Origin of the sequence: Pontibacter sp. HSC-14F20 (assembly GCF_019599265.1) — a bacterium.
Classification (GTDB): Bacteria; Bacteroidota; Bacteroidia; order Cytophagales; family Hymenobacteraceae; genus Pontibacter.
In genome coordinates, this window is the sequence record NZ_JAHZTC010000030.1 from 13479 (window position 1) to 38143 (window position 24665).

Below are 24665 nucleotides of genomic sequence, written 5' to 3' on the forward strand. Positions count from 1 at the left end.
CCTATGATACTTCAAGTAGAAAATCCAGTAGTAGAAGTACATGACCTGACGGTGAGTTATGACCGCAAGCCGGTGTTGTGGGGCATTGATCTTACCCTGCCAGCCGGTGCGCTCGTGGGCGTGATCGGTCCGAACGGTGCAGGCAAGTCTACCCTGATCAAAGCGATGATGAACCTGTTGCCCGTAAGCAGCGGCTATGTGCGCATCTTCGACCAACCGCTGAAACAGGTATACAGCCGCATCAGCTACGTACCCCAGCGCGAGTCAGTGGACTGGGATTTTCCGGCCTCGGTGTTTGATGTGGTGCTGATGGGCAGGTATGGCCAATTGGGTTTGTTCAAGCGCCCCCGCAAAGCTGACAAGGACGCCGCCATGGAAGCACTCGAAAAAGTAGGTATGCAGGGCTTCGCAAACCGGCAGATCTCGCAGCTTTCCGGTGGACAGCAGCAGCGGGTGTTTCTGGCGCGGGCACTGGCCCAGAATGCTGACGTTTATTTTATGGATGAGCCCTTTGCCGGCGTTGATATCGCCACCGAAACGGCCATCATCCAGCTGCTTCGCCTGATGCGCGACCAAGGCAAGACGGTGATTGTGGTACACCATGACCTGCAGTCCGCCTCCGAATACTTTGACTGGGTGGTGCTGCTCAACATGCGCCTGGTAGCCTCCGGCCCTACTGAACAGGTACTGAACCAGGAACTGCTAGAGCAAACCTATGGCGGAAAACTCACCCTGCTCAGCAAAGTTGGTGACCTCCTCCGCAAACAGGAATTCCCGGCCAGGGAGAAGAGTTGAATTTTTAAATGTTGATGGTTAATGGTTATTCGCTAATAGCTGGGTGCACACCCACCCCCGTCTCTACGAGGGAGGGAATTGCCGCGGCTACCAATTGGTAGTATAAGTTTCGCATTTGCAGGCTATTTTACCTAAAACAGCATCACTGGATAAAACAATTAACAAGTTAACCATCAATAATCTAACCATTTAACCATCAACGATTTAACCATTTAAAAAATGCAGGACTTCATAGAGTTTTTCTCGTTTACGGATGCCAACATACGGTACGTGACGCTGGGCTCGGTGCTGCTGGCTGCCAGTTCGGCGGTGGTGGGCTGCTTTACGCTGCTGCGCAAGCGGGCGCTGGTGGGTGATGCGGTGGCCCATGCGGTGTTGCCGGGGGTCTGTCTGGCCTTTATCCTGTCAGGAACCAAAAACCCGTTCATTCTACTGATCGGTGCTTTTGTCACAGGCTGGCTTTCGTTGGTGGTGATCGATTACATAACTTCCCGTTCCCGAATTAAAGAAGACACGGCCATCGGGTTGGTGCTTTCCGTGTTTTTTGGTATCGGCATTTTACTGCTCACCGCCATTCAACAGACCGGCAATGCCGCTCAGAGTGGACTTGACAAATTCTTATTCGGTAGTGCTGCTTCGCTGATCGGGGAAGATCTGATCGCTTTTGGGGTAGTCGCCGTTTTGCTTCTGGTAGCTGTGGTGCTGTTCTTTAAAGAACTTACACTCCTTTGTTTTGATCAAGCCTATGCCCGTACCATCGGTTTTCCGGTGCGCGGACTTGAGTTACTCCTTACCACACTCACCGTTTTTGCCGTGGTGGTAGGTATACAGGCTGTGGGCGTCGTGCTGATGGCTGCCATGCTGATCACACCGGCTGCTGCGGCTCGTTTCTGGACCGAAAACCTGAAGGTGATGCTCGTGCTCGCCGCGCTGATTGGGGCTTTTTCAGGTATAGCAGGTGCCTTTGTTTCGTACACTGCTCCTTCCATGCCAACCGGTCCCTGGATCGTGCTGATCGTGTCGATGATCGCGATCCTGTCCTTTGCCCTGGCTCCCGGTCGTGGCTGGGTTGCCCGCATTTTGCGTCAGCGGCGCAACAAAACACGGATTCTGGAGGAAAACCTACTCAAACTACTTTACCAATTAGGCGAACTCCGGCAGGACTACGGCAGCGCCCGCAGTCTGGAGGAGTTGCTGGAGCGGCGCAACATACCTAAAAGCGAAGCTCTTGGCGGTTTGCAAAAGTTAAAACGGCAGGGTTATCTTCAGAAAGATGACGGTCGTTGGTTGCTGACCCCGGAAGGTGAGAAACGCGGTCGCCGGGTGGTTCGCCTACACCGCTTGTGGGAGCTATACCTGACGCAGTACCTGAACCTGGCCTCCGACCACGTGCACGAAGACGCCGAAACGATCGAGCACATCATTACCCCGGAGCTGGAGCAGCGCCTGATTGAAGAACTCAACTACCCCGACCTCGATCCGCACAGCGCCAGAATACCGTAGTTTGAAGTGCGTGAAGGAGTGAGTGAATGATAATTAAAATTTTAGACAGCAAGGAAGCTAAAATGTAGTGACGTTATCGTTTACCGTCGTACTAGGACGGCAGACAGTGCAAGGGCAGTATAAATTCTAACCAACTGTAGATACAACCTGTCTGGATCGTGCACAAAACCATTTAACAACTCAACAATTTAGCAATTCATCCATTTAACCATCAAAACAAACGTGAACGCATTCTGGATCATATTGACGGGAAGTTTAGTAGCGACGTGCTGCAGTCTGTTGGGTTGTTTCCTGATACTTCGGCGCATGGCCATGGTGGGCGATGCCATTTCGCATGCTGTGTTGCCAGGCATCGTAATCGCTTTTATGTTAACCGGCTCGCGTGACACGATTCCGATGCTCATCGGGGCCGGATTGCTGGGTGTGCTCACCACCTTCCTGATCGAATTCTTCCATCGTTATGCACGGGTGCAGGCCGATGCGGCCATTGGGGTTACCTTCACCTGGCTCTTTGCTATTGGCATCATCCTCATTTCCGTATTTGCCGGGCAGGTGGACCTGGACCAGGACTGTGTGCTGTATGGCGAAATTGCGTACGTGCCGCTCGACCTGATCATTACCAAAGGAGGCCTGAGCATGGGTCCGCGTACAGTTTGGATGCTGGCTCTAGTCACGCTGCTAATCGGTGCTTTCATTGTACTGGGGTATAAAGAGCTTTTCCTGACCACTTTTGATCCTGCCTTTGCAGCAGCTATTGGTATTTCTACTACCCTTTGGTATTACCTGCTAATGGGCGCGGTGTCGCTCACAACGGTCGCTTCCTTTGAGTCTGTGGGGGCGATCCTCGTAGTAGCTTTCCTGGTCGCACCGCCTGCCACCTCCTACCTGCTAACCGACGATTTCAAAAATATGTTGGGAATCTCTGTTTTGTTGGGAATCATTGCTTCTTTTGCGGGTTACTACCTGGCCGTGTGGCTGGATGGTTCAATTGCCGGTGCTATCGCCACCGTAACAGGTATTGAGTTCCTGCTGGCTTTCCTTTTCTCGCCTACACATGGCAAACTGCGCAGGCAGAAACGGGTGCAGATGGTCGGACATTAGCCTGAAAGACAAGGTATAAAGCAATGAATACCGGAAGCCTCTCTTTAACCGTTCTGATTCAAAAAAAAACTTATCATGCCAAAGAAAATATACCTCCTACCCTTGCTTGTGCTGATGCTTTTACTGTCAGGCTATACCTCCTGGCATAGAACGACAACTGCAGTAACAGCCAGCCAGAAAGGAGCTAAAATCAACTGGATCAGCATAGAGGATGCTGCTGAGAAGATCAAAAAGCAACCACGCAAAGTGGTCATCGACGTGTACACGGACTGGTGCGGCTGGTGCAAGAAAATGGACAAGTCTACTTTCACCGATCCTGCCGTGGTGGCTTATATCAACAAAAACTACTATGCCGTGAAGCTGGATGCCGAGGGTAAAAAACCGATCACGCTCAACGGCCATACCTATACCTATCAGGAGCAGTACCGGGCGCACGAGCTGGCCGTTGCCCTCCTGCAAGGGCAGATGAGCTACCCGACCACCGTATACCTGGACGAGAAATTTAACATGCTCACGCCCGTTCCCGGCTATCTTGATGCGACCACTTTCCATCAGGTTCTGACCTATTTCGGAGACAATCACCACAAGTCTAAAACCTGGGAAGAATATACCAAAAAGTAGTAATGACGAACGTTTGGTGCAGAATGCCTGATTAATCCGTAATTTTGTGTTTTAAAACACCTGCTATACCTTGATGCACCAGTTTCTACATACCGATACCATTGCAGCGGTAGCCACAGCGTCTGGCACAGGCGCCATTGCGGTGATCCGTCTTTCAGGCCCTGAGGCCATTACCATTACAAACTCCGTTTTCAAAGGCAAGGATCTTACAAAGCAGCCTAGCCATACCATCCATTTGGGTACGCTCCGCGATGGTGATAAAATCATAGACGAAGTGCTGGTTTCGCTTTTTGTGGGGCCTCACTCTTATACCAAAGAAAACGTGGTGGAAATCTCCTGCCACGGCTCCGATTTTATTGTGCAGCAGATCATGCAGTTGCTTTTGAAGAAAGGCACAAGATTGGCCAATGCCGGAGAGTTTACGAAGCGCGCCTTCCTGAACGGACAATTTGACCTGGCACAGGCCGAAGCCGTGGCCGACCTGATCGCCTCTGACTCTGCCCTCTCGCATGAAGTAGCCATGAAGCAGATGCGCGGCGGCTTCTCACAAGAGATTAAGCGGCTACGGAGTGAACTGGTACACTTTGCTTCCATGATTGAGTTGGAGCTGGATTTCGGGGAGGAAGATGTGGAGTTTGCAGACCGCAACCAACTGCGCACCCTGATTCTGAACATACAGCAGATCATACGCGAACTGCTCAAGTCATTCGAGCTGGGCAACGTGATCAAAAACGGCGTGCCGACCGTGATCGTGGGCAAACCCAATGCCGGCAAGTCTACTCTGCTCAATAAGCTCCTAAACGAAGAAAAAGCCATCGTGTCGGATGTGCCGGGTACGACCCGTGACTTTATTGAAGACGAGATCAACATCGGAGGTGTTACGTTCCGTTTTATCGATACAGCCGGTCTGCGCGAAACTACTGACAAAGTAGAAGCTATTGGCGTGGAGCGCACGATGCAGAAGCTGAGCCAGTCCTCGCTTATCATTTACCTATTTGACATTACCACCACAACACCGGAAGAACTGCTGTCCGAACTGGAGGTGCTCAACCCGAAGAATTTGCCTTTCCTGCCTGTCGCGAATAAAATAGACCAGGCCACACCGGATAAACTGGCGGCTTTTGAAGGTATAGAAGGATTGGTACAGATTTCAGCTGCAGAGGGTGCTCACCTGGAAGACCTGAAACAGGCACTGGTAGACAAGGTGAACCTGGGCAAGCTCAACACTCAGCAGCAGACCATCGTAACCAACCTGCGCCACGTCGACAGCCTGAATAAAACCTGCGAAGCGCTTGACGACGTGCTCAACGGCATTGGATCAGGTATGAGCGGCGACCTGGTAGCTGCCGATATTCGCCGGGCACTGTATAGCCTTGGCGAGATAACGGGGGAAATAACAACAGATGACTTACTGGATAATATTTTCACGAAGTTCTGCATCGGCAAGTAGATTCTTTAAATAACACAATATTACATTACTTCAAAAGCCTGATTATGCCTGATAATCAGGCTTTTTTGCACCCCATCCTTCTTGCTTATCAATATACATATTTTTATACTGCTGTTGTACCTCGTCTGTACCCAAAATACAGTATTTGTACCCCACTACTGAAAGCAGGGGAGATTATTTGACTTATTTAACACTAATGGCACTTAGCTAACTCTATCTACACTTATCAGGAATGAGTTCAAACATCAGAATACAGCGTATCTGCCAGCAATGCGGACAGGAGTTCACCGCCAGAACGACCGTCACCCAATACTGCGACGACAAATGTGTCAAGCGTGCCTACAAAGCCAGACAGAAGGCTGCTAAAGTGGCGGACAGCAACAGGGAAACCGAACGCAAGCGCAACAGACCACTGGAAGACATCAAGGCGAAGGAGTTTCTGACGATCCGGGATACGGCCCTGCTGATTAACTGCAGCAGGCAAACCGTTTACAACCTGATCAAAGGCAAGATCCTTCCTGCCGTGCAGCTGTGTGCCCGTAAAACCATTATCAAGCGCACTGACATTGACAAACTGTTTCAGCTGACCCCGTTAGCGCATTCTCCAGAGCAGTTCGCACCTCCCACATTCAATCCTGTGGACTGCTATACCTTGACGCAGGTGCAGCAGCAACAGTACCGAATTTCTGAAAAGGCGCTGTATGACCTGATCATGCGCCACAACATCCCGAAGTACAGGCAGGGCATTTATGCCTATGTCCCCAGAAAACCGATTGATGTCCTCCTGGGCCCCATTTTATGATCCAAATAAATTCTTATTGTCATGACAAAAGTAACCTTGGATGTAGAAGGGCTGAAGGCTGAGCATAATATTTACCAGTTTGCAGCCACTGCGCCCGGCACTTACCAGACGATGGACATCGGCCGCTTTGTTCAGAATTTCAAAGCCTTCGATAAAAAAGGACGTGGACTGGAAGTAAAGCAGGTAAGTACCAATCAGTGGCAGCTGAGCAAGCCGGCCAAAGTGCGCCGAATTACCTACCAAATAGCCGATACCTGGGATACACCTGTTGAAGAAAACAAGGTATACGCCATGTGTGGCACCTCCCTGGAAAATGATCACGCACTGATCAACGGGTAGGGTGTATTTCCGGAGGCTGATTTCTTTCACCTCTTTGCCTCCAGAACTTACCCTGAGATCGAAGATTTCTTTAATCGCTATGTAAAAGATGCAGAAGCATTACCGCTACGTGAGTATTTCGGTAAACTGGGCATTCAGTATCAGGAATCGGTTAAAGCAGGGAATATAAAGCCCCATGTAGGGTATGCGTTCACGTTCGCAGACGGTCATATCCTTTTTTCCAAAGTAGATGAAAAGATTCAGGCAATGGGTCTGCAAAATGGCGATGTGCTGGTTGCATTCAACGGCGTAAACATAACACTCGAAAACGCCCAGCAAGAGATTAAGAAACTATCCGCAGCCAAGCCAGGCGATGCCAATAATTACATTGTGCTGCGCAACGGTAATAAACAGGAAATAAAGACCACCGTTATGGAAAAAGAAGAGGAGCTGAGGCACCAGTTTAAACTAGATGACCATGCTACTCCAAAACAGTTGGCGCTCAGGAACAGTTGGCTCAGCAATTTATAAGATTCTAAAAGCCTTCCCACTCAGCCCTCCAAAACACGGTTTTGGAGGGCTTGTTTTTTTAAAATGCCGCCGATACAGTATGTAAATGTGGGCGATCCTGCGTGCTCCTTAGCGGTAAAAGCATTCGGGTTGTTGCCATGTACTTGCCCGTATTACAACTGGATCCTGCCTATATAAAATAGACTAGGCTTGTTCTATAAATCCGCTACGGGTTGGTCCGAAATGCCTTATCCTTAGACAGCGTCCTGCACACCGCAACTAACAACATGTCATTAACTCCCCGCACTGTCTGTTTCACTAGCCTGGCTGGGGTTAGTGAGAACAACCCTTTCTGGGCCTGGATCGCCAAACTTTGTCTCGGATTTAAAACGGAGACAAAGCGAGGCAGGCAATCATCTTTCTATAAAATCAATCATGATAATTTTACAATTCACCTATCAATGTTTAAACTACAATGTAGCAGTTTACACACCTTGGAAGTCGCTTTCCTTTGATTTTCTTCCTACTATGGAGGATGCGGGGGCTATCAGTGGGACTGTGTAAGCTGTCAACTATAGGCATACAAAATTTTAATACCACTATACAGAATTGGAAATTAAAAATTGAATAGCTCATGCGCCCACGAATGCTGCTTAACCACCTCCCTACATCCAAGCTACTGCCAGGTTTGATTGCTTTTGTTTTTTTGTTTTTACTTGCTGAACAGAGCACAGCCCAGCATACCCGCTATGTGAAACCGGGTGGTACAGGTGACGGCAGCTCCTGGGCCCAAGCCTCGAGCGATCTGCAGGCCATGATCAATTCCCTTGATGCTGGTGGCGATATATGGGTCGCCAGGGGCACTTACAAGCCTAACCGCAAGGCCAATGCGCCAAATACTGTTACACCCCATAATCGTGATAACGCCTTTGTGCTCAGAGCCTATGTAAAAATCTATGGCGGCTTTAACGGCAGCGAAACCAAACTTGAGCAGCGTAATCCGGATGTCAATGTGACCGTACTCAGCGGAGACTTTAATGGCAATGACATCCCCGGTAACCTCAGCACCTACTCAGAAAATGCCTACCATGTTGTTGTGTTCGGAGCTGAGTATGCTTTAGGTATGCTGTTGGACGGCCTCACCATACGGGGCGGGAATGCCAACGGCACGGGAAGTATCACGGTAAACACGCGTCCGATTTCCCGGAGCCATGGCGGGGGTATATACATTTCTGAAGTATCCCCAGGCCTCACCCACCTGACTGTTATGAACAATGCGGCAAGCGACCGGGGTGGGGGGATCTACAGCGAAGCGTTTTCATCGAATATAATGCATGCTACCATCAGAGGCAACAGGGCAACCAACGGAGGAGGTATTTATATCCGCAGTAACACCTACTCCGATCTGAGCTATCTTGTCATCAGGGATAATATCGGCACCCACGATGGAGGTGGCCTGTATAGCTACAACTCCAGCCCCACCCTTACCAATTCCCTTATTATTGGGAATGAAGCCACAAACAACATGGGAGGCGGCCTCTATTTCTCGGCCTCCATGCCCGTACTCACCAACGTTACCATCAGCCGTAACAAAGCCAAACAAGGAGCGGGCATGGCCAACGACACACGTCCGAAAGGCACGTACCTGGTAACTACTATGCTGGGCACTAAAGAAGATGGCAACGTTGAGAAGAAAGAAGCTACTGTGAACATGGTACTCTGGACTCCGGCCAAAGACGATGAAGGCCAGCGCTATAGATCATCGACCTCATTCCCGGTAAATAAGACTCCGTTAATTCATAAGTAGAAAAGCTGCCTATACCTATGGGCAGCTTTTTGCTTTTCAGCTTGTCTCTAAATGATAATGAATAAACTTAAAATCAGCGCGTTTATAGTAGTGGAAGCGGATAACGGGAAGAATAACTTACCTACTGAAATAAAAGCTTTCAATAGGTAACATAATGCTAATTCTGTAATATATTTATTGTATATTGTAGAAAATAATGAACGTACATACCTATAGATATGTAGTAGGTATATAATAACAAACACAATATGAATAACGGAACAGTAAAATTCTTTAACGACCTGAAAGGGTTCGGATTTATTAAAGAAACAAATTCAGATCAGGAATACTTTGTACATGCTTCTGGCCTTGTAGATGAGATCAGAGAGAATGACCAGGTAAGCTTCGATCTTCAGGAAGGAAGAAAAGGACTAAACGCTGTTAATGTAAAACGCGCATAGTTTTAAACTATAGATTTCTGAAAAAGCCTTACCCCAGTGGTAAGGCTTTTTTTATGGCAGTTACTGCTATACTTGCCTAAACAGCATACTCCCAATTTCAAAACTTAATACTCTATAGATGAACAGAAAATACTTAGTTGATACCGTAACCCATGAGTACATATGCATCGCCCTTAAAAAGGGGTTGGACTGGGTACCCAGCAATCAGAATGTTCTGCCAAGCTTTATGAGTACTCGCACCCCTGAAACAGAAACCGGATCGGTGCTACTGGGAGGAGAATTTAATGACAATGCTTTTTTCGAAAAATGGATACGAAACGGAACAAATATCTTGTTCCAATACTAATTCACTCCTTTAATTAAACTGAGCTGACACTGATCTTACAGGTATAAGGAAATCTTGGTGTTAGACCGGAATTTCTGTACTTCGTAATTTCACTCCTAGTCGCTTTAAAGCACAAAGAGACTATTGAAGCCTACCGATAACCAGCCTGAAATACTAGCAAAATTGGAGAATAGACTGGAATTTGCACTCTAAAGTATCTCTATTAAGCTTCCCTATGCTCGCAGGTTTATACCGACTGCTCACCAGCAATCAAGTTACGCTAAGTAGTTTATGCTTAACTATAGCCACACTCCCCGCTGCCTGAATGCCTTCAGAAGCGCTCCACCACACTCTATAAATTATTACATTTATATTCAGGTATTTATAGTTTTAATGGTAGCCTACACGTATACTTGAACAGGATAATAGAATATACCTTTTCCTAAAAATATGAATTATAGAACCATTTTATTTTCGCTGGTAACAGGATTCTTCCTATTAGCGGCAACACAATCCTTCGCACAGCATGCACCTACAAAAGAACAGCAAAAACAGGCTCAGGAAGAAGCCAAGGAAAGAGCAAAAGCAGACGAACTTCGCTTATCTGATGCCAAAGACTTAAAAAAAGACACAAAAGCAGATGCTAAAATTGCAGAAGAAAATGCGAAAGAAGCAAAGCGAATAGACAAGGAAGCTTCCTATACCGCCAAGCAGGCGAAACGTGCAGCCCGAATGGAAGCCAAAGCCCAGCGTAACCGTACCGATGCCGACAGCCAGGCCAAGAAAGCAGCCAAAGCAACCAAAAGATCAAATGATAATTAATTCTACTTTAATGGAAAATAAATTTCAGGAAGGGGCCACTGTCTTTGCCAGAGAAAACCCTTCGCATAGTTTACAAGTGAGGCGTTATGCCAAACGCATTTACTATTGCACTGATCCTGCAAACCCTTTAAACAAAGACCAAGTGTATTATGAGCGGGAACTCATGCAAATCGATATGAAAACAATACACTAATTAAAGAGGCTTTCATCTTAAAGTAGCTTGTAGAAACGCTGTATATGCGCTTTAGAAGTTATCTGTCCTCTCCGTAATGATGTGTACTTGCTTCCTGTTGTTAAATTATGCCCTTGTTGCTGCAAGAAGCTGCCTGTAGAAGTCCCATCTCTTTTTTCTTTTACTAATGTTCCTTGTCTACCACCGTTCCCTGGGGAATGAAGTCGCTCAGCCTTAGGGGTAAATCAGGAAAAGGCACAGTTGGTTAGCAACAAAACGCATTATGCCCCACATGACCCTGATGCCCGCATCGCTGTTAAGCCAGGAAAGACAAGAAAACTTAACTACCAGGGCAGTAGATACGGCACAGGGTGTGATCTCTCCGATACAGGCCGATTTTGCACCTGGCCGGGACAGCCCGGATCTGCCCAACCTAACCGAGCAGGTGCAGAGCCGACTGCTAACTGATGGGCTGTACATGCAGGACCTGTTGGCTGATACCGGGTAATCGAATGGGTCGAACCAATACTTTCTGGTGCGGCTGGGGATTACCGCCTGGATCCCGGAGTTTGGCATGTACAAGTCCGAGACAGTAGACTTTCTGAGCGAGTAGAAGGAGAAAAATTTATGCTGGTTCAGGGGCTGGCCTCTTATGAGCAGAAATCATGCAGCCAAGGGACTAAGCGAAATAGTAATGCTGAACTATTGCTAGCTGTTGATCTGGAGAATGGTCAGCATGAACTCAGCAAGGCTATTCAAGACGGCAAGCCACTCAGCAAGATTGAAATGATGAGCATGTTTGGCGCCAATAACGGGCTATACTAACCCACTCGTGCAGTACTGGATTTCCAATTGTCAACTTATTCCGTATAGTCTCCCAACGGTGGTTGGCTAAACGGAACCGGACTTACGAAAACGCTTTATATTGCACAATTCCATAAAGGCTTTATCTGTTTCCGTGTATCAAAAATCTGTTTCTGCCATGCCCAACCCATGTTCCGAAGTAGCGGATAAAACCATACAGCATGTACAAACGCTCCTTTCCAATGACAAGTATGGACACAAAAAAACGGCTGACCTTGTGGGCCAGCCGCTTCTATAGTTTAACACGAACTACTGTACATAAACAGTAGCCGGAGTTACAATATTGCCCACGTTAGCCACAAAGTACTGATGCGCTTCTTCAATGCTCATGATATGGCCCTGCTTCTGGGCACTTGCAGCCAACTCAAAACCTAATTGAGCAGCGGCCATACGCTGTGCTGGTGTGCCATGGTGGCCAGAGCTGGCAAAGCCACAGTCACCGATCTGGAAGAACAAGTTGAAGAACTGCTCCACACGCTTGCTGTTGTAAGTAGCACCCCGCTTGTGCGTCATGTAGTAAGCAGCCAGGAAGTCGGCTTCCAGTTCTGTATAGCGGGTATCTTCTGAAGGATCGCTTGCAGCGCCTCCATTGGGGTACCATACATCATAATTTTTAAACTGGATCTGGTGTGCCCACTCATGCGCCAAGATACCTGTCCAGACAATGTCGGCTTCTACGCCGGACTCAGCTACCAGCTGCACCAAACCATCGCCGATCACAATCAATTGGTCATAGCTGGTTGCGAAGCCATCAAGCGAGAAGTATGGGGATTCCGGTAGAAGTGGTGACTTGGCATTATCTGCCAGCAACATATCAGCATATGCATAAGCTATCTCACGTGTATCAACGCCAACAATGAAATTTTCCATCATGTCAGCAAGGGCGTCGCGATTATTGAGCGTAGCGCCATGCTGACCATTCACCGTGATTTCGTTCGGCATGCCCCAGAACTTTGCCAGTTCTCGCGCACGCTTGGTCACGAGTTGTGTGTACTCACCATTGGCACCAAAATACTGCGGTCCCCTGTCCAAGTAAACAGAGTAAAGTTGGTTAAGCGTGGAATACAAACTGTAATTTCCGTAGGCTATCGGATCAGCTACAAGAGGCGCAGCGTACTTGCGCTGAACAGCCACAAACTGTGTATTGGAGCATTCGCTTGGGGCTACAGCCTCGCCTACGATAGCGTTTCTCAGGTTCTCGCTCATCGGACCAAAGTCGGTCGGCAACTTAATGGCGAATTTATCCTGGCCCGTGGCCAGACTCACTGCATTCTGTGATGAAACGGCTTTCATGTCCATTTCTTCCATCTCATTCTCGCAAGAAACAGCTAAGAACGTAATTCCACCGCAAAGCAGTGCCATAGTAAGTGATCGTAACCTCATAATCTGTAGTTAAAGTGTGTGATAGGAAAGAGTTTTTGAGTTGTTTTAGTTCTAAATATACTAATAAATATTCAAGAAGACCCAGGAGCTGAGTTTATATTTAAAACTTATCCATTAGTTTGTGTAGTTAAAACCATATGAAATTTAACCATTTAAAATGAGATAAAATCATCAACAAAGAGGGTGTAATGCTAACTGTGTCAAGGGTTTTTGAGTAATACCTTTAACGCAGAACACATGGAAGAAAAAAACGGCTTGGATCTGGACAAGATCAAGCGCCAGTTCCTGGAAGAGTTCCGGACCGGCAAACCCACCTTCGGCAAAGACTGCGCCCTTGGCCCCCTGCTGAAACACTTCTTGGAAGCCGCCCTGGACGCGGAGATGGATCTGCATCTGGACGCCGAGCAGCGGGCGAAGGGCAACCGGCGCAATGGCAAGATCTCGAAGCAAGTCCGCACCTCAGACGGCGTGATTGAAATAGAATCCTCCCGCGACCGCTCGGCAGGCTTCGAGCCGCAGATCATCAAAAAACGGGAAACGGTGCTGGCCGAAAACCTCGAGCCCCGGATTTTAAGCATGTACGGCCTGGGCATGAGCCTGCGGGACATCTCCTCGCACCTGAAAGAGATGTACGACATGGACATTTCCCATGACACGCTGGCTGCCCTGACCGAGAAGATCGTGCCCCAGGTCAAGGAGTGGCAGGCAAGGCCGCTGGATAGGCTCTACTGCATCGTCTGGCTCGACGCCATGCACTACAAAGTCAGGCAAGAGGGGCGGGTGGTCTCCCGGGCCGTCTACAACATCCTGGGCATCGACCGCCATGGCCACAAGGAGCTGCTGGGCGTGTACGTCTCGGAGAGCGAAGGGGCCACTTTCTGGCTCAGTGTGCTCACCGACCTGCAGCAGCGGGGTGTTGCCGACATGCTCATCGCCTGCATCGATAACCTGAAGGGCTTTGCCGAGGCCATCAGCAGTGTCTTTCCTCAAACCGAGGTGCAGAGCTGCATTGTCCACCAGATAAGAAACAGTATCAAGTATGTGGCCCACAAGGACCAGAAGGAGTTCATGCGGGACCTGAAGCCCGTGTACCGGGCTGAGTCAAAAGAACTGGCCGAGCTGCGACTGCTGGAGCTGGAGGAGAAGTGGGGTAAAAAGTATCCGAAGGTGCTCGAGAGCTGGCAGCGGAACTGGGAGAAGCTGAGCACGTACTTTAAGTACACCGAGCCAATCCGCCACCCGATCTACACCACCAACACGATCGAGGGCTTTCATCGCCAGGTGCGGAAAGTAACCAAAACAAAGGGAGCTTTCCCCTCGGACATGGCCTTGCTGAAGCTGATCTACCTTTCCCACCAGAACATCAGCAAAAAATGGGTCATGTCGCTAAGTAACTGGAGCCAGACGGCCCAGCAGCTCTCCATCTGGTTCGGGGACAGGATGCAGCTGGACTTGAAGTGAGAAGCACTTCAAAAGTTTGGCCCTGTTGCTGTAAGGACTTACGCCAGTACACCAACAGGGCCAGTATATAGAAATATAGAGATGACACAGTTTAGATTACAATCCCTCAACAAACATGGGTCTGTCCTTCTACATCACTTTATACCACATTTCAATGCCATACCCCACAGCTGATTGCAAACATGGATTGATTCCCCTACGGACTACTACAGTAAAAAGCCGCTTCATATCAAATGGAGCGGCTTTTTTATGTTTGATTATTAACTCTTTGTGTTGATTTTCCTTATTGTGCCACTAAGTATCGCACTTCTTCAATTACATCTCCCTATCACCTTATTCAATTTTCAGCGCTTCATTTATAGAATACAGAATTTGCGTTCTCCAACATGCTTACCTCAGGATTATTCCTTTTCAAAAATCTTCTTCCGGTGGTTGAGTCCCCACCCCTTCAAGGCTTCGATGATCGGTGTTAAGGTATCGGCATAGGGTTCCGGTTTATAGAGGATCTTCACCGGGTAGTCATTTATTACCACCCTTTTAATTAGTTGGTGCTGCTCCAGGTCCTTGAGTTCCTTGGCCAGCACCTTTGGGGTAACTCCGGGAATACTCTCCTGTATATCAGTGAACCGCTCATTGCCCGTCATCACCGAAATGATGATGGGCAGCTTCCATTTGCCATTAATCACCTCGATCGCATCCCGCACCGGCTTTACCGTGTCCAGGCAGGACAGGTATCCCATTTTATTCGCCATAAGCCGTCCATTTAAAGTATTTCACTTTCCTTTGGGAAAGTACTATACAAAGGAAAGTAATTAACCGTAAATTTGCAACAGCTTAAGCAACTGATGCACAACAATTATGCAAGGGGGAACTGGGGAGTTGACTTCCGCTACACTATTCCAGCTATTGGTTCGCACAGCGGATAAGCAAAGGCCAGGTAACGGTTCAAAAAGTGACCGATTGCCGTCCTAAAGCATTTAAAGGTATTATTTCATAGTAATTACCCATGAGTACAGATAACAAGAAACAAATGCACATCATAGCCCAGCTACCCAGCGGGCAAGGCATTGAGCAGGGCGGCTGGCGCTGGCCAGGCGCAGATAAGGCGGCCTTTATCAACGAGGACGTCTATGTGAAAGGAGCGCAACTGGCCGAAAAAGGAAAACTGGACGGCTTCTTTCTAACCGATAGTCCGGGTATCTACGTTGATATGACCAAAATGCCTCCCCATCATAGCCTGGACCCTTTGATGCTCACAGCCCTGATGGCGAAGGCAACGGAGCATATTGGATTGATCACCACCATGTCTACCTCCCTGCATGAACCCTACAACATTGCCAGAGCGATGCGCTCGCTGGATTTGATGAGTAAAGGACGGGCTGGCTGGAACGTAGTCACCACAGGTGCTGCCCCGGTACTGCTCAATTACTATCCAGAAATCTTGAACCATGACGAGAAACATGCCCGGTCCACCGAGGTATGGGAAGCAGTGTTGAAGCTATGGGGAAGCTGGCACAAAGACGCCCTGAAATTAGACGTTGAGACTGGTTTGTTTGCAGATAGCAGCCTGATCCAGCCCATCAACTACAAAGGCAAGTATGTGACAACAAGGGGACCCATCAATATGCCACCCTCACAGCAGGGCATGCCGGTGATCTTCACCGCAGGTGGTGGAAATTATGGGTATGAGTTTGCGACTACAAAAGCAGATGCCATGTACAGCAACCCTCCTACCCTGGAGTATGCTATCGCCTTCTGGAAATCCATGGCAGCCAGTATCAGGCAAGCCGGCAGAAACCCGGATCAATTCACGGTTTTCAACGGCATTGGCGTTTCCATTGCTTCCTCTGAGAAAGAAGCGTTGGAAAGAAGGGCCGCCCTGGATGAGTTGGGCGATCCGAAATCCAGGTGGCAGTACCTGGGCTATATGCTCAACATTCCCACATCAGGTATCGATCCAGACAAACCTATCCCGGCTGAGCTTCTGAAAAGAGCCTATCCTTCTCCCTCGGACCAACGCTCCCAATATGCCTACGACCTGGTAAAGAAGGGCTTCACCGTCCGGGAGGTGCTGGCGCATGGCCCCATCAACTACCATCCTATCTTTTTGGGTACACCGGAGAGTATTGCGGACAAATTCCAGCAGTGGTTTGAGGCCGGCGTAGGCAATGGCTTCAGCGTGGTGCCTGATTCCGGCCTGGACTCTCTAACCGATTTTGTGGAACAGGTAGTGCCTATTCTGCAAAAGAGAGGCTTGCTGCGTACAGCGTATATCGGCTCCACACTACGCGAACACCTGGGTTTACCCTACCAGAATGGCTTGCCTGAACAGAAAGTAATCGCCACATCGGCCAAGTAGAAATATTTAAATTAATAGAACATGAAAATCGGAATCATAGGGACAGGTGCTATCGGAAGCATCCTTGCTAGTAAACTCTCTGCTGCAGGTCATCAGGTGAAGGTTACCAACACCCGGGATATGGCCACACTTAAAGAAATTGCAGCCAAATTAGGTGCTGAGGCGGCCACCATCGAGGACGTGGTAAACGATGTGGAAGCCATCATTTTCTCCATTCCTTTCAAAGCGTACAAAGACCTGCCGAAAAATCTGCTTCAGAACGTGCCCCAGGAAGTTATTATCCTGGATACCTCCAATTATTATCCTTTCCGGGACGGGGAGCTTGCTGGCTTAGAAGGCAGGACGGAAAGTGAATACATCTCTGAAATTTTGGGAAGACCGCTAATCAAGGTTTTCAATAACATCATGGAGTACACCCTGCAGCATAAAGGGAAAGCCGCCGGCGAAGAAGGCAGAATAGCTATTTCGGTAGCCGGCGATAACGCGGCGCATAAAAAAGTAGCCGCTGAATTGGTGGATGTGACGGGTTTTGATGCCGTTGACGGCGGCAGTCTTGCCGAATCCTGGAGACAGGAACCGGGTACGCCTGCCTATTGTACCGAACTGAATGCAGCAGAACTGCAGCAAGCGCTTGCTGCAGCCCAAAAAGGGAAAGGCCCAGTAGCCAGGGATGCCGTCATGCAGAAATTTCAAAGCTTCCCCCCTTTTCCTTCTCATGAGGAAGTGGTGGCCATCAATCGTTCGGCGGCCGCTGATATGTAGCTATAGCCGGTAAACAGAAAGGACTCAGAATATCATTAACAATGAAAATTATGGAGGATCAGAAAATAGCTTATTCCATTTTAGAACTTGCCATTGTTTCGCAGGGGGAAACCATACAGCAGACCCTGCATAATTCACTGGCATTGGCAAAAGAAGCGGAAGCACATCACTACAAACGCATTTGGTTTGCTGAGCATCATAACTCCGATAATATTGGCAGCAGCGCCACCTCACTGCTGATGGGTTACGTGGCTGAAAACACCACCACCATCCGGGTGGGTTCAGGTGGTGTGATGCTTCCCAATCATTCGCCCTTAATTGTAGCCGAACAGTTTGGTACCCTGGCGCATTTATACCCTGGCCGCATTGACTTGGGTCTCGGAAGAGCGCCTGGCACCGACCAGGCAACGGCGCGTGCTATCCGGTCAGATTTTATGGAGGCTGCCCATTCTTTTCCCCGGGAAATAGAAAAGATCCAGCAGTATTTCTCCATTGAAAATAAAACTGCCAAAGTAAGGGCGCCCATTGCAGAAGGCACAGCTGTTCCGCTCTATGTATTGGGCTCGACGACCGACAGTTCGCATATAGCGGCTGAAAAGGGATTGCCTTATGCGTTTGCCAGTCATTTTGCATCCACGCATTTGCACAACGCCCTGCGGATCTACGAACAGGAATTCCAGCCTTCCGCGTCTTTACAAAAACCCTATACCATGGCCGGGGTGAATGTGATAGTGGCCGATACCGATAAGGAGGCCGAAAAGCTATTCACGTCACTGATCCGAATGTTTGTGGGGGTGTTAACAGGATCCCGGGACCCATTACAGCCACCAACTGAAATGAGCGAAGAGTTGCAAGAAATATTGCAGCATCCCACTTTACAGCAGATGCTCCGGTATTCCTTTGTCGGTAGTAAGCAAACGGTCAAAACGCAGATTCAGGGATTTCTGGCAGAAACGGGCGTGGATGAACTGATCACGGTGTCCACCATGTACAACCTGGATGACCGATTAAAATCTACCAGGCTCTTTGCAGAAATTATGAAGGAGCTAAACGAAGGCAAATAAAACGTAAGGGAATAAAATATTAGCCGGCTATGCTCCTTCTGTGCTTTGGCCGTATTGGGACAGGATGAAGCAGCAGTTGTCAGCCGACACTAGAAACAACGGCATAAACTGTCCGCTTTATCGCGACGAGTCAGGCTTCATTTGAGCTACTATCTTATTGTAGCGGGCATTGCCACTGAACCGGCAGACTGTTTAGCAACAGCTTGTCCCATTTCACGGTAAATAAAGATATCCTCTGCCTAACGGCAAAACCGTGTTGTGTGCTTATTAAGATACTTTTTATAACTGAGAATTAACTCGTTCCGGTTATATAAACCTGTGCAGGTGCGGCTACATGAACAACAGTAAAGTTATCCCGAAATTCTCCGGATAAACTGTACGTGCGATAATGATGGGTAGAACACAAAGCGAAAGAGCAGGTGTACTGAGTTTGTTGAGAAAAAATCCAATGAGCCAACAATTGGAAAGCCTGACAGAACTTCTGATAGCGAAACTAGCCGTATGCCTATCAGGGATGGTATATTTTTACAATCCCTGAAACAGGTTTTGCAGTTATGGATAGTATGAATCAAGTCCTGCCAGCAAACCCAGTAACCTGCATTCGAGGCGGTCTCATAGATAGGCTGGTGCTGAAGTTATAGATGAAGTACATGGTCAACCTTACTCTTTTTTTAAGGGAAGAGGCTTAGGGCAGACCCCGCTCATTCTTGATCAGCTGTCGCATATGGGCAATCGCATAGGCCAGGGCGTCTGCTTTTTTGTCCAGGTAGACATCCGGCGCGATGCCGTAAGGGTCGATCGGATTTTTATCTAAATCCATTGACCGGAGTGAGGATGGAAAAACCAAATCGTAACAGCCGATGTTCTTGGGCAATCCATTGAAGCCATCGACCACGCCTGCCGTGTTCTGCCCATAGACCACTACTTTGGCACTTTGCCTGGCACGAAAAACAAAGGTCTCCCCGGAGCTGGCGGTTTCAGCGTCCGTTAACACCACCACCCGCTTTGGGCCCTCGTAGAGCGTGTCCGGCTTGAAAGTGAAAGAGTAATCATCGGGATACTTGAAATAAGCCGTGCCTTTCCTGGCCATCATCGTGTCGTACTCCTGCTTTTCCTCGGCCGTAAATTCCGCCACGCTTGATCTTTTGCCGCCGTTCCGGTAGGCAATGAGCTGGCGGACATTGTACTCACTCAGCCAGAAGCCGCTTTGGGGTAACTCCACCGGGCCGCTCAGGATGTAGGGCAGCACCGGGAAGTAAGTGCCGTCGCTGCCGCCACTGTTGCCCCTCACGTCGACCACGATAAACTCCGCCTGCAGCAGGTTGGCATGGTGGGCTTTCATCATGCTGTCCACATAGGCCCGGTCAACCGAGTAGAAATCAGGGAGTCGGACATAGGGGATGTCCTCCATGTAGGCAATATGAAACGTGCCGGACCTGGACGCAATTTCTGTTATTGGCCTGGCGCCCTCCACCTCCGGCCATACCTTCTGCCAGTCCTTCAGGCCCTCAAATGTAAGCTGCGCCGGATTGAGCTGCCGGCCGACTACCTGCCTGACCGAATGATCCCCCATCATGAAGCTGGCCTGATAGGCCGTGCCAAAATCCGTGGTCAATTCAAACTTCACCTCATCTTTTTTCCAGTTGGGGTTGCTGCTTTCCAGGATGACGCCCACATAATCCCGCTTCCGCTTGCTGCCTTTCGGGCTGGGCATAAGGGCCACGGTATAGTCACCGCTCTTCCAGATACCCAGCAGGGGGTTCTGCCGGTAATTACGCTTGCGATAGTCGGCTTTGAATTGCTTTTCAGAGACTTTGATATGCTCGTAATAAGTTGATCGCTTCACCTCCGCACCGGCCTTGGCTGCCAGGGTGACGTAGGTATGCCCATCCCGGAAAAAACGAAGCCACTCCTCGAGCACCCCCTTGCATTCCTGCAGGCCAATCGTCTGCCTGGCCTTGTCCCGCATCAGATCCGTGTGAGCCCTGTACAAAGCCCGGTTGTCGTCCCGCACTTTGTAGCTGAACAGCGAGTAGTTTTCCTCATACGTTTCCACCGTCGCTTCGAAGGAGTCTGCACAGCCGCAGTCCTGGGCCTGCGCTTCCCATATTACCATCGGGTTTGAGAATAAACAAATGAAAAGGGCTGCTTTCAGTAGGTGTTGCTTCATAGGGTTTATCATGTCATAAAAGGATCGCACATCATCGTCTCCGCATGTACTTCCCTTCAAAATAAAGAAAAAAATTACATTATGCTGCCCAACTGAATAGTTTGCCATGGGCAGGAAGACAGGACCTGTTGCTTTCAGGTGTGATGCCTGCTGTTTTCTGGATTCTACCAGGGTATCCTGTTCAAAGTTTCCCGGATAAAATCCGTTTTCCCCAGCATGTAGGCGCCCCTGTCGTTCCGGTACTTTGCCGCTAGTTCCAGCTTGAGCGCCTCATAAGCTTTTGCCCGCTCCGGATGGGCGTTCAGGAAGTCCCGGAAGCCGATTTGCCGCCACATGACGTGCTTTCCGGGACACATATGGATATGGTAGATCTGCTCTATTTCCCCATCCAGCCGGTACCCTTTGCCAAAGGACATATAAGCGGGCACGTCATCCCGTGCGGGCACCTTGAAATACGTATACCCGATCTCCTCCAGTCTGGCGATCACCCCCTCATCAAAGAGAAGCTCCCCCGGGATGTCTATGAGAAGGTCAATGTAGGGCTTGGCCCTGATACCGGCGATGGACGTGCTTCCAAAATGTTCGATTCTTAGCGCCGTGTCTTCTCCCAGCTTGGTTATGATCCGCTTCTTTTCATCTTCAAACAGGCCCTTCCAGGCCGGATCGTGCGCTACCAGTGCTACCGGGAAGCGGGTGTTCCAATCCTCTTTTGTCAAATCGTAAAGGCTCTTTTTCATATGCGTGTTTTTAATTGTGGTAAACTTAACGGAACCTGCTGCGCGCGTGGCGTTGTCCGGATTACACTTCGGGAAGCCCTGCTGCCACCGGCCGCGCAACGCTTGTGACTGAGGCGGGAGGCGTCGGGCTGGCGATAGACTGCCCAGTTCATGTTGCCTGGCAAATAGGACGTGACTGTTAAATTGATCAGTACCAGCAAGGCGAACAAGCACACCTGCGCTGTCGCCGTCCTGCTTTCCTATCCACGTGTCCGCCGCTTTCCATTTCCTGCGCCAGGGCCTCCTGTGCTCCAGCACGGTATAATTGATCAGGGTATAGAAAGTATGACTGCACCAAAAACCGTCGCCTGTAATGAAGAGGGCACCAGATCCTCCCTGCCACTGCCCGTATAATACACCAGGCAGGACAAAAGCAGCCAGATCTGCAGGACTTCAATGCCGTTCGAGACTCTCCAGGCAGGCCCCCGTATTGCTGCCCGGAGCCGACTGCCGTCCACGAACCGCCGGAGATTGTCATAGCAATAGCAGAATACGTTCATAAGCAACTTCATTTACCTAGGCTTTGCCTGATAAGCAATGCTCCCATTAGGCAGGGAGCAGTAGATAGATAGGCATAAGGCATCGTGCCTGTTGTGTAATCGCTTTAGGGCGCTAAAGCTGCGGCATCCTGTTATCTTCTTTTTTTGGCGATAAGCTGCCTGAGGGCCGGCTCCAGGGCCAGCGCATGCCCGTGGCCAAAAGTGACCAGGACGCGGTCATGGTGGTCAAGGGCCTCATCCAGCCTGGACAGCAGCACGCTGTCGCGCACCATTTTCGAGCTACGCCCGATTTCGCAGAACCGGCAGTCCCCGCCGTTGGCGTAGTCAAACCGCTCGAAGTTGTTCTCGTTTACCTCCAGCACAAAGGGAGCACCCACCTTCTCCTGGTAGAGCTGCCGGAAGTAGGCCAGGTGCTGCTCTTCCGTGCGGAGCGGAAAGCCCGGCTTCACAAACCAAGCATCCACCACCCTGGCGTAAAGCTCCTCAAAAGGCCGCTCCCCGTAGGCCTTGTTGAGGTAGGGCACCACGAGCCGCTCCATCATGTAGTAGAGAAAAAGATCGTCTTTCGGGTACCTGGGAAGCATCAGGCGGAACTCCAGGCTGTCCGGGGTGTCGCCGTTGCGCAGCGGGACGCCCGCCTGATCGGATAGATACTTTAACAAGCCTGTCTCCCCACCCTTTCGGATGGCCTCGTTCCGGGAGGCGTACCGCAGCTCCCCGGCCAGCGGCCCGCCCTCGTGGAAAGCGACCTGCGGCCGGACCTGTTGGAAGTAGCGCTCGATGGCGGTAAATTCGACCGAGGCGGTATCGCGGGTATGGCTGCAGCCAAGGAAGACAAGCCGCTTGTACCCCTTGGCCAGATCAAGCACATAAGGGGTTTCCACGCTGTCAAGCAGCTGGCCCACCCGCACGTAATCGAGCGTGGTATACGCCGCCTCCTGCCTGCTGCCCGAGGCTCCGCAACCGACAAGGATGAGCAGCAGGAAGTAATACAGACAGCGCTTTTTCATTTCCATTGCTTTGGTAGCTGCCCGGGAGTGCGGGTGCAGCCTGGTTCACTTTTCAAATATAAGGAATCTGCTCTTTTCTGAACATCCCGGGATCTCGCACTGCTGCCGGCATGCGCCAGGCCAAGAGGTAAGCCTGTTAGCCTGGCCCCTGTTTCTTTTGCGGAAGTGCTTTCCCACATTCGCACCCTGATGTTGCGCAAAGGCCTCCATGGCTGAACGGAAACGCCTGTGCTGCATGCTTTTATTACCTTCAAGCTACATCATGGAATCCGAAGGCAATAACTTATTACACCAACCAGCCGAATAACCCTACCAACACGGGGATAGCCCCACATGAACCTGGTCCCTGGTGTGGCCCCCGGAGCCCCGGCTGGCTCATCAGCAACGGACAGCACTCATTGGCATTGAGATCAGTACCGTACACGACTACCTAGCCCAGTGCAACAACAGCGAACCGGAAGAGGCCACAGCCTCCGTACAAGCAAACAAGAGGGAAAACAACTGGTAAGCCGGGAAGTGTTCTCTAGCCGGCTGGATGATGCCATCGCCCAGCGCCTCCGGTCAACTCCGGTTGCCCTGTTCTGCGGGTGGGTTGATGACAGTGCCCCTATCCTGCACCGGGTATTTGACCGCGGCCTGAACAGAGGTGCTGAGAAGCTGTACGTACTGTCGTCTGATACAACTGCTGAGGACTTTACAGCTAACTTTGTTCACCGGACTGCTTCACGAGCGGGTGCGTCATAGAGACTACGGCAGCATCCGGACGCTGCTTCAGTAACCAGAGTTGCCGGCCTTTCTTTTTATCGATCCGGCCAAAGACCCACTGGGGTGCGACACTCCGCGACACCACATGACAGGTTTGTTCCTCCGGTGCTTTGGTTTTTGTGAAAAGATTTAGCTGCATTCCGTTCCTTATCTTGATCCCTTTAAAACTATCAGGCCACTAAGGATTGGCCAGGCGAAGCATGGTAGCCAGGCCACTATACCCGGCAACTCCCTCCTTCAAATATAGGTCAACTCCTATATAATACCTAGCCTGTAACGCTTATTCTTCTGACGATTGCCGTTGGAGAGCAGCAACACAATTTCTCCACGGCGCAGGCGTCAAGCTAGAAAACCTCCGTCTTTTCTCCTTGCTGTTCCCATTACCGATTACAGGCATCCTAAATGTTCCGGGCCCGCAGAATAAACGGAATTATGATGGTCCAACAGATAAAAAAGGTCAGGATCGCACCAGAAACCCAGCTAAAGATCCGCTAGCGTATGTGCCTTTTGATGTGCTGTCCGGGAGCCAACCTCCACCTACCGAAACCATCAAACACGATGAGCCGCCAATAAGCCTCTACTGCAACAACTCATGCCCGTATTTCTTCTGCCGTAGCAAGGGGATAGACAACCCATATACGTTGAATTTAAGCGACCACGTGCAGCCAAAATGAGAAGCGGGGTGCAAGCCCCAGCAACGGGGTAGCCTCATGCTTTCTAACAGCCGAGCAGCCCGTGCGTAGTTGGGGTCTATAAACGCAAGACAGCCCCTGCTTCTTTGGGGAAACAGGGGCTGTTTGTTGTTGGGGTTGGCGGCCACCTACTCTCCCGGGTGTGACCCCAGTACCATCGGCGCAGCCGGGCTTAACTTCTCTGTTCGGGATG

25 protein-coding genes and 1 rRNA gene are annotated in these 24665 nt (G+C 49.8%); 19 read left to right on the forward strand and 7 right to left on the reverse strand.

The genetic code is table 11. The features are described from left to right. Positions 1-3: 3 nt before the first annotated feature. The 13 genes from K3G39_RS19665 (at position 4) to K3G39_RS19725 (ending at position 11491) form a co-directional block, all read left to right on the forward strand. Positions 4-795: a metal ABC transporter ATP-binding protein gene (locus tag K3G39_RS19665; protein WP_220627887.1), complete on the forward strand. Its 792-nt coding sequence runs from the start codon at positions 4-6 to the stop codon at positions 793-795. A 219-nt stretch (positions 796-1014) separates the two neighbouring features. Beyond that, positions 1015-2298 carry an iron chelate uptake ABC transporter family permease subunit gene (locus K3G39_RS19670; protein ID WP_220627888.1) on the forward strand — a complete coding sequence of 428 codons (1284 nt, stop codon included), beginning with the start codon at positions 1015-1017 and terminating at the stop codon, positions 2296-2298. A 222-nt stretch (positions 2299-2520) separates the two neighbouring features. Further along, positions 2521-3399 (forward strand): metal ABC transporter permease, encoded by an 879-nt coding sequence (locus K3G39_RS19675; RefSeq protein ID WP_220627889.1) that lies wholly within the window; start codon positions 2521-2523, stop codon positions 3397-3399. Positions 3400-3474: 75 nt separating this feature from the next. Continuing rightward, on the forward strand, positions 3475-4020 hold the full coding sequence (locus K3G39_RS19680) for a thioredoxin fold domain-containing protein (protein ID WP_220627890.1): 546 nt from the start codon (positions 3475-3477) through the stop codon (positions 4018-4020). 73 nt (positions 4021-4093) lie between these two features. Beyond that, positions 4094-5470 (forward strand): tRNA uridine-5-carboxymethylaminomethyl(34) synthesis GTPase MnmE, encoded by a 1377-nt coding sequence (gene mnmE, locus K3G39_RS19685; RefSeq protein ID WP_370627290.1) that lies wholly within the window; start codon positions 4094-4096, stop codon positions 5468-5470. 232 nt (positions 5471-5702) lie between these two features. Then, positions 5703-6272 (forward strand): helix-turn-helix domain-containing protein, encoded by a 570-nt coding sequence (locus K3G39_RS19690; RefSeq protein WP_220627892.1) that lies wholly within the window; start codon positions 5703-5705, stop codon positions 6270-6272. Between the two features lie 21 nt (positions 6273-6293). Continuing rightward, positions 6294-6611, forward strand: coding sequence for a hypothetical protein (locus tag K3G39_RS19695; RefSeq protein ID WP_220627893.1), 318 nt, complete (start codon positions 6294-6296; stop codon positions 6609-6611). A 246-nt stretch (positions 6612-6857) separates the two neighbouring features. After that, positions 6858-7121, forward strand: coding sequence for a hypothetical protein (locus K3G39_RS19700; RefSeq protein ID WP_220627894.1), 264 nt, complete (start codon positions 6858-6860; stop codon positions 7119-7121). Positions 7122-7734: 613 nt separating this feature from the next. Beyond that, on the forward strand, positions 7735-8907 hold the full coding sequence (locus K3G39_RS19705) for a right-handed parallel beta-helix repeat-containing protein (protein WP_220627895.1): 1173 nt from the start codon (positions 7735-7737) through the stop codon (positions 8905-8907). 248 nt (positions 8908-9155) lie between these two features. Further along, positions 9156-9347 (forward strand): cold-shock protein, encoded by a 192-nt coding sequence (locus K3G39_RS19710; protein ID WP_220627896.1) that lies wholly within the window; start codon positions 9156-9158, stop codon positions 9345-9347. 775 nt (positions 9348-10122) lie between these two features. Continuing rightward, positions 10123-10494, forward strand: coding sequence for a hypothetical protein (locus tag K3G39_RS19715; protein ID WP_220627897.1), 372 nt, complete (start codon positions 10123-10125; stop codon positions 10492-10494). Positions 10495-10949: 455 nt separating this feature from the next. After that, a complete protein-coding gene (locus K3G39_RS19720) occupies positions 10950-11174 on the forward strand; it encodes a hypothetical protein (RefSeq protein ID WP_220627898.1) in 225 nt (74 codons plus the stop codon). Between the two features lie 119 nt (positions 11175-11293). Next, positions 11294-11491, forward strand: coding sequence for a hypothetical protein (locus K3G39_RS19725; RefSeq protein ID WP_220627899.1), 198 nt, complete (start codon positions 11294-11296; stop codon positions 11489-11491). Between the two features lie 288 nt (positions 11492-11779). On the opposite strand, the gene K3G39_RS19730 is transcribed toward K3G39_RS19725, so the two are convergent. Next, positions 11780-12913: a hypothetical protein gene (locus K3G39_RS19730; protein WP_220627900.1), complete on the reverse strand. Its 1134-nt coding sequence runs from the start codon at positions 12911-12913 to the stop codon at positions 11780-11782. A gap of 237 nt (positions 12914-13150) precedes the next feature. Here K3G39_RS19730 and K3G39_RS19735 point away from each other — a divergent pair, with 237 nt between their 5' ends. Continuing rightward, entirely contained in the window at positions 13151-14374 is a 1224-nt protein-coding gene (locus K3G39_RS19735) for an IS256 family transposase (protein ID WP_220627901.1), read from the forward strand. 401 nt (positions 14375-14775) lie between these two features. On the opposite strand, the gene K3G39_RS19740 is transcribed toward K3G39_RS19735, so the two are convergent. Further along, entirely contained in the window at positions 14776-15126 is a 351-nt protein-coding gene (locus K3G39_RS19740) for a helix-turn-helix domain-containing protein (protein ID WP_220627902.1), read from the reverse strand. 254 nt (positions 15127-15380) lie between these two features. Here K3G39_RS19740 and K3G39_RS19745 point away from each other — a divergent pair, with 254 nt between their 5' ends. Genes K3G39_RS19745 through K3G39_RS19755 form a run of 3 tightly spaced genes read left to right on the forward strand, consistent with a single transcriptional unit; the run spans position 15381 to position 18559 of the window. After that, positions 15381-16733 (forward strand): NtaA/DmoA family FMN-dependent monooxygenase, encoded by a 1353-nt coding sequence (locus tag K3G39_RS19745; RefSeq protein ID WP_220627903.1) that lies wholly within the window; start codon positions 15381-15383, stop codon positions 16731-16733. A gap of 21 nt (positions 16734-16754) precedes the next feature. Further along, the gene (locus K3G39_RS19750) at positions 16755-17495 is read left to right on the forward strand and encodes an NADPH-dependent F420 reductase (RefSeq protein WP_220627904.1); all 741 of its coding nucleotides are present in this window, start codon (positions 16755-16757) and stop codon (positions 17493-17495) included. A 50-nt stretch (positions 17496-17545) separates the two neighbouring features. Then, the gene (locus K3G39_RS19755) at positions 17546-18559 is read left to right on the forward strand and encodes an LLM class flavin-dependent oxidoreductase (protein ID WP_220627905.1); all 1014 of its coding nucleotides are present in this window, start codon (positions 17546-17548) and stop codon (positions 18557-18559) included. A gap of 685 nt (positions 18560-19244) precedes the next feature. Here the strand turns inward: K3G39_RS19755 and K3G39_RS19760 are convergent. From K3G39_RS19760 to K3G39_RS19770, 3 genes are all read right to left on the reverse strand, one after another. Continuing rightward, positions 19245-20729 (reverse strand): S41 family peptidase, encoded by a 1485-nt coding sequence (locus K3G39_RS19760; protein ID WP_220627906.1) that lies wholly within the window; start codon positions 20727-20729, stop codon positions 19245-19247. A 164-nt stretch (positions 20730-20893) separates the two neighbouring features. Continuing rightward, positions 20894-21763, reverse strand: coding sequence for a GrpB family protein (locus tag K3G39_RS19765; RefSeq protein WP_220627907.1), 870 nt, complete (start codon positions 21761-21763; stop codon positions 20894-20896). Between the two features lie 373 nt (positions 21764-22136). Further along, positions 22137-22667, reverse strand: coding sequence for a hypothetical protein (locus K3G39_RS19770; RefSeq protein WP_220627908.1), 531 nt, complete (start codon positions 22665-22667; stop codon positions 22137-22139). 75 nt (positions 22668-22742) lie between these two features. On the opposite strand from K3G39_RS19770, the gene K3G39_RS19775 reads away from it, so the two are divergent. Both K3G39_RS19775 and K3G39_RS19780 read left to right on the forward strand, forming a co-directional pair. Then, positions 22743-23096: a hypothetical protein gene (locus tag K3G39_RS19775; protein WP_220627909.1), complete on the forward strand. Its 354-nt coding sequence runs from the start codon at positions 22743-22745 to the stop codon at positions 23094-23096. A 357-nt stretch (positions 23097-23453) separates the two neighbouring features. Beyond that, positions 23454-23759, forward strand: coding sequence for a hypothetical protein (locus tag K3G39_RS19780; RefSeq protein ID WP_220627910.1), 306 nt, complete (start codon positions 23454-23456; stop codon positions 23757-23759). Here the strand turns inward: K3G39_RS19780 and K3G39_RS19785 are convergent. After that, a complete protein-coding gene (locus K3G39_RS19785; protein WP_220627911.1) occupies positions 23716-23919 on the reverse strand; it encodes a hypothetical protein in 204 nt (67 codons plus the stop codon). The two genes, K3G39_RS19780 and K3G39_RS19785, sit on opposite strands and share 44 nt — an antisense overlap. A gap of 668 nt (positions 23920-24587) precedes the next feature. After that, positions 24588-24665 (reverse strand): 5S ribosomal RNA (gene rrf / locus K3G39_RS19790); the annotation flags it as partial.

Excerpts from the sequence above, each read along its gene's own strand:
- K3G39_RS19665 (WP_220627887.1), top strand. The coding sequence starts at position 4 with ATGATACTTCAAGTAGAAAATCCAGTAGTAGAAGTACATGACCTGACG.
- K3G39_RS19670 (WP_220627888.1), top strand. The coding sequence starts at position 1,015 with ATGCAGGACTTCATAGAGTTTTTCTCGTTTACGGATGCCAACATACGG.
- K3G39_RS19680 (WP_220627890.1), top strand. The coding sequence starts at position 3,475 with ATGCCAAAGAAAATATACCTCCTACCCTTGCTTGTGCTGATGCTTTTA.
- mnmE (WP_370627290.1), top strand. The coding sequence starts at position 4,094 with ATGCACCAGTTTCTACATACCGATACCATTGCAGCGGTAGCCACAGCG.
- K3G39_RS19690 (WP_220627892.1), top strand. The coding sequence starts at position 5,703 with ATGAGTTCAAACATCAGAATACAGCGTATCTGCCAGCAATGCGGACAG.
- K3G39_RS19695 (WP_220627893.1), top strand. The coding sequence starts at position 6,294 with ATGACAAAAGTAACCTTGGATGTAGAAGGGCTGAAGGCTGAGCATAAT.
- K3G39_RS19700 (WP_220627894.1), top strand. The coding sequence starts at position 6,858 with ATGGGTCTGCAAAATGGCGATGTGCTGGTTGCATTCAACGGCGTAAAC.
- K3G39_RS19705 (WP_220627895.1), top strand. The coding sequence starts at position 7,735 with ATGCGCCCACGAATGCTGCTTAACCACCTCCCTACATCCAAGCTACTG.
- K3G39_RS19710 (WP_220627896.1), top strand. The coding sequence starts at position 9,156 with ATGAATAACGGAACAGTAAAATTCTTTAACGACCTGAAAGGGTTCGGA.
- K3G39_RS19715 (WP_220627897.1), top strand. The coding sequence starts at position 10,123 with ATGAATTATAGAACCATTTTATTTTCGCTGGTAACAGGATTCTTCCTA.
- K3G39_RS19720 (WP_220627898.1), top strand. The coding sequence starts at position 10,950 with ATGCCCCACATGACCCTGATGCCCGCATCGCTGTTAAGCCAGGAAAGA.
- K3G39_RS19725 (WP_220627899.1), top strand. The coding sequence starts at position 11,294 with ATGCTGGTTCAGGGGCTGGCCTCTTATGAGCAGAAATCATGCAGCCAA.
- K3G39_RS19730 (WP_220627900.1), bottom strand. The coding sequence starts at position 12,913 with ATGAGGTTACGATCACTTACTATGGCACTGCTTTGCGGTGGAATTACG.
- K3G39_RS19735 (WP_220627901.1), top strand. The coding sequence starts at position 13,151 with ATGGAAGAAAAAAACGGCTTGGATCTGGACAAGATCAAGCGCCAGTTC.
- K3G39_RS19740 (WP_220627902.1), bottom strand. The coding sequence starts at position 15,126 with ATGGCGAATAAAATGGGATACCTGTCCTGCCTGGACACGGTAAAGCCG.
- K3G39_RS19745 (WP_220627903.1), top strand. The coding sequence starts at position 15,381 with ATGAGTACAGATAACAAGAAACAAATGCACATCATAGCCCAGCTACCC.
- K3G39_RS19750 (WP_220627904.1), top strand. The coding sequence starts at position 16,755 with ATGAAAATCGGAATCATAGGGACAGGTGCTATCGGAAGCATCCTTGCT.
- K3G39_RS19755 (WP_220627905.1), top strand. The coding sequence starts at position 17,546 with ATGGAGGATCAGAAAATAGCTTATTCCATTTTAGAACTTGCCATTGTT.
- K3G39_RS19760 (WP_220627906.1), bottom strand. The coding sequence starts at position 20,729 with ATGAAGCAACACCTACTGAAAGCAGCCCTTTTCATTTGTTTATTCTCA.
- K3G39_RS19785 (WP_220627911.1), bottom strand. The coding sequence starts at position 23,919 with ATGCAGCTAAATCTTTTCACAAAAACCAAAGCACCGGAGGAACAAACC.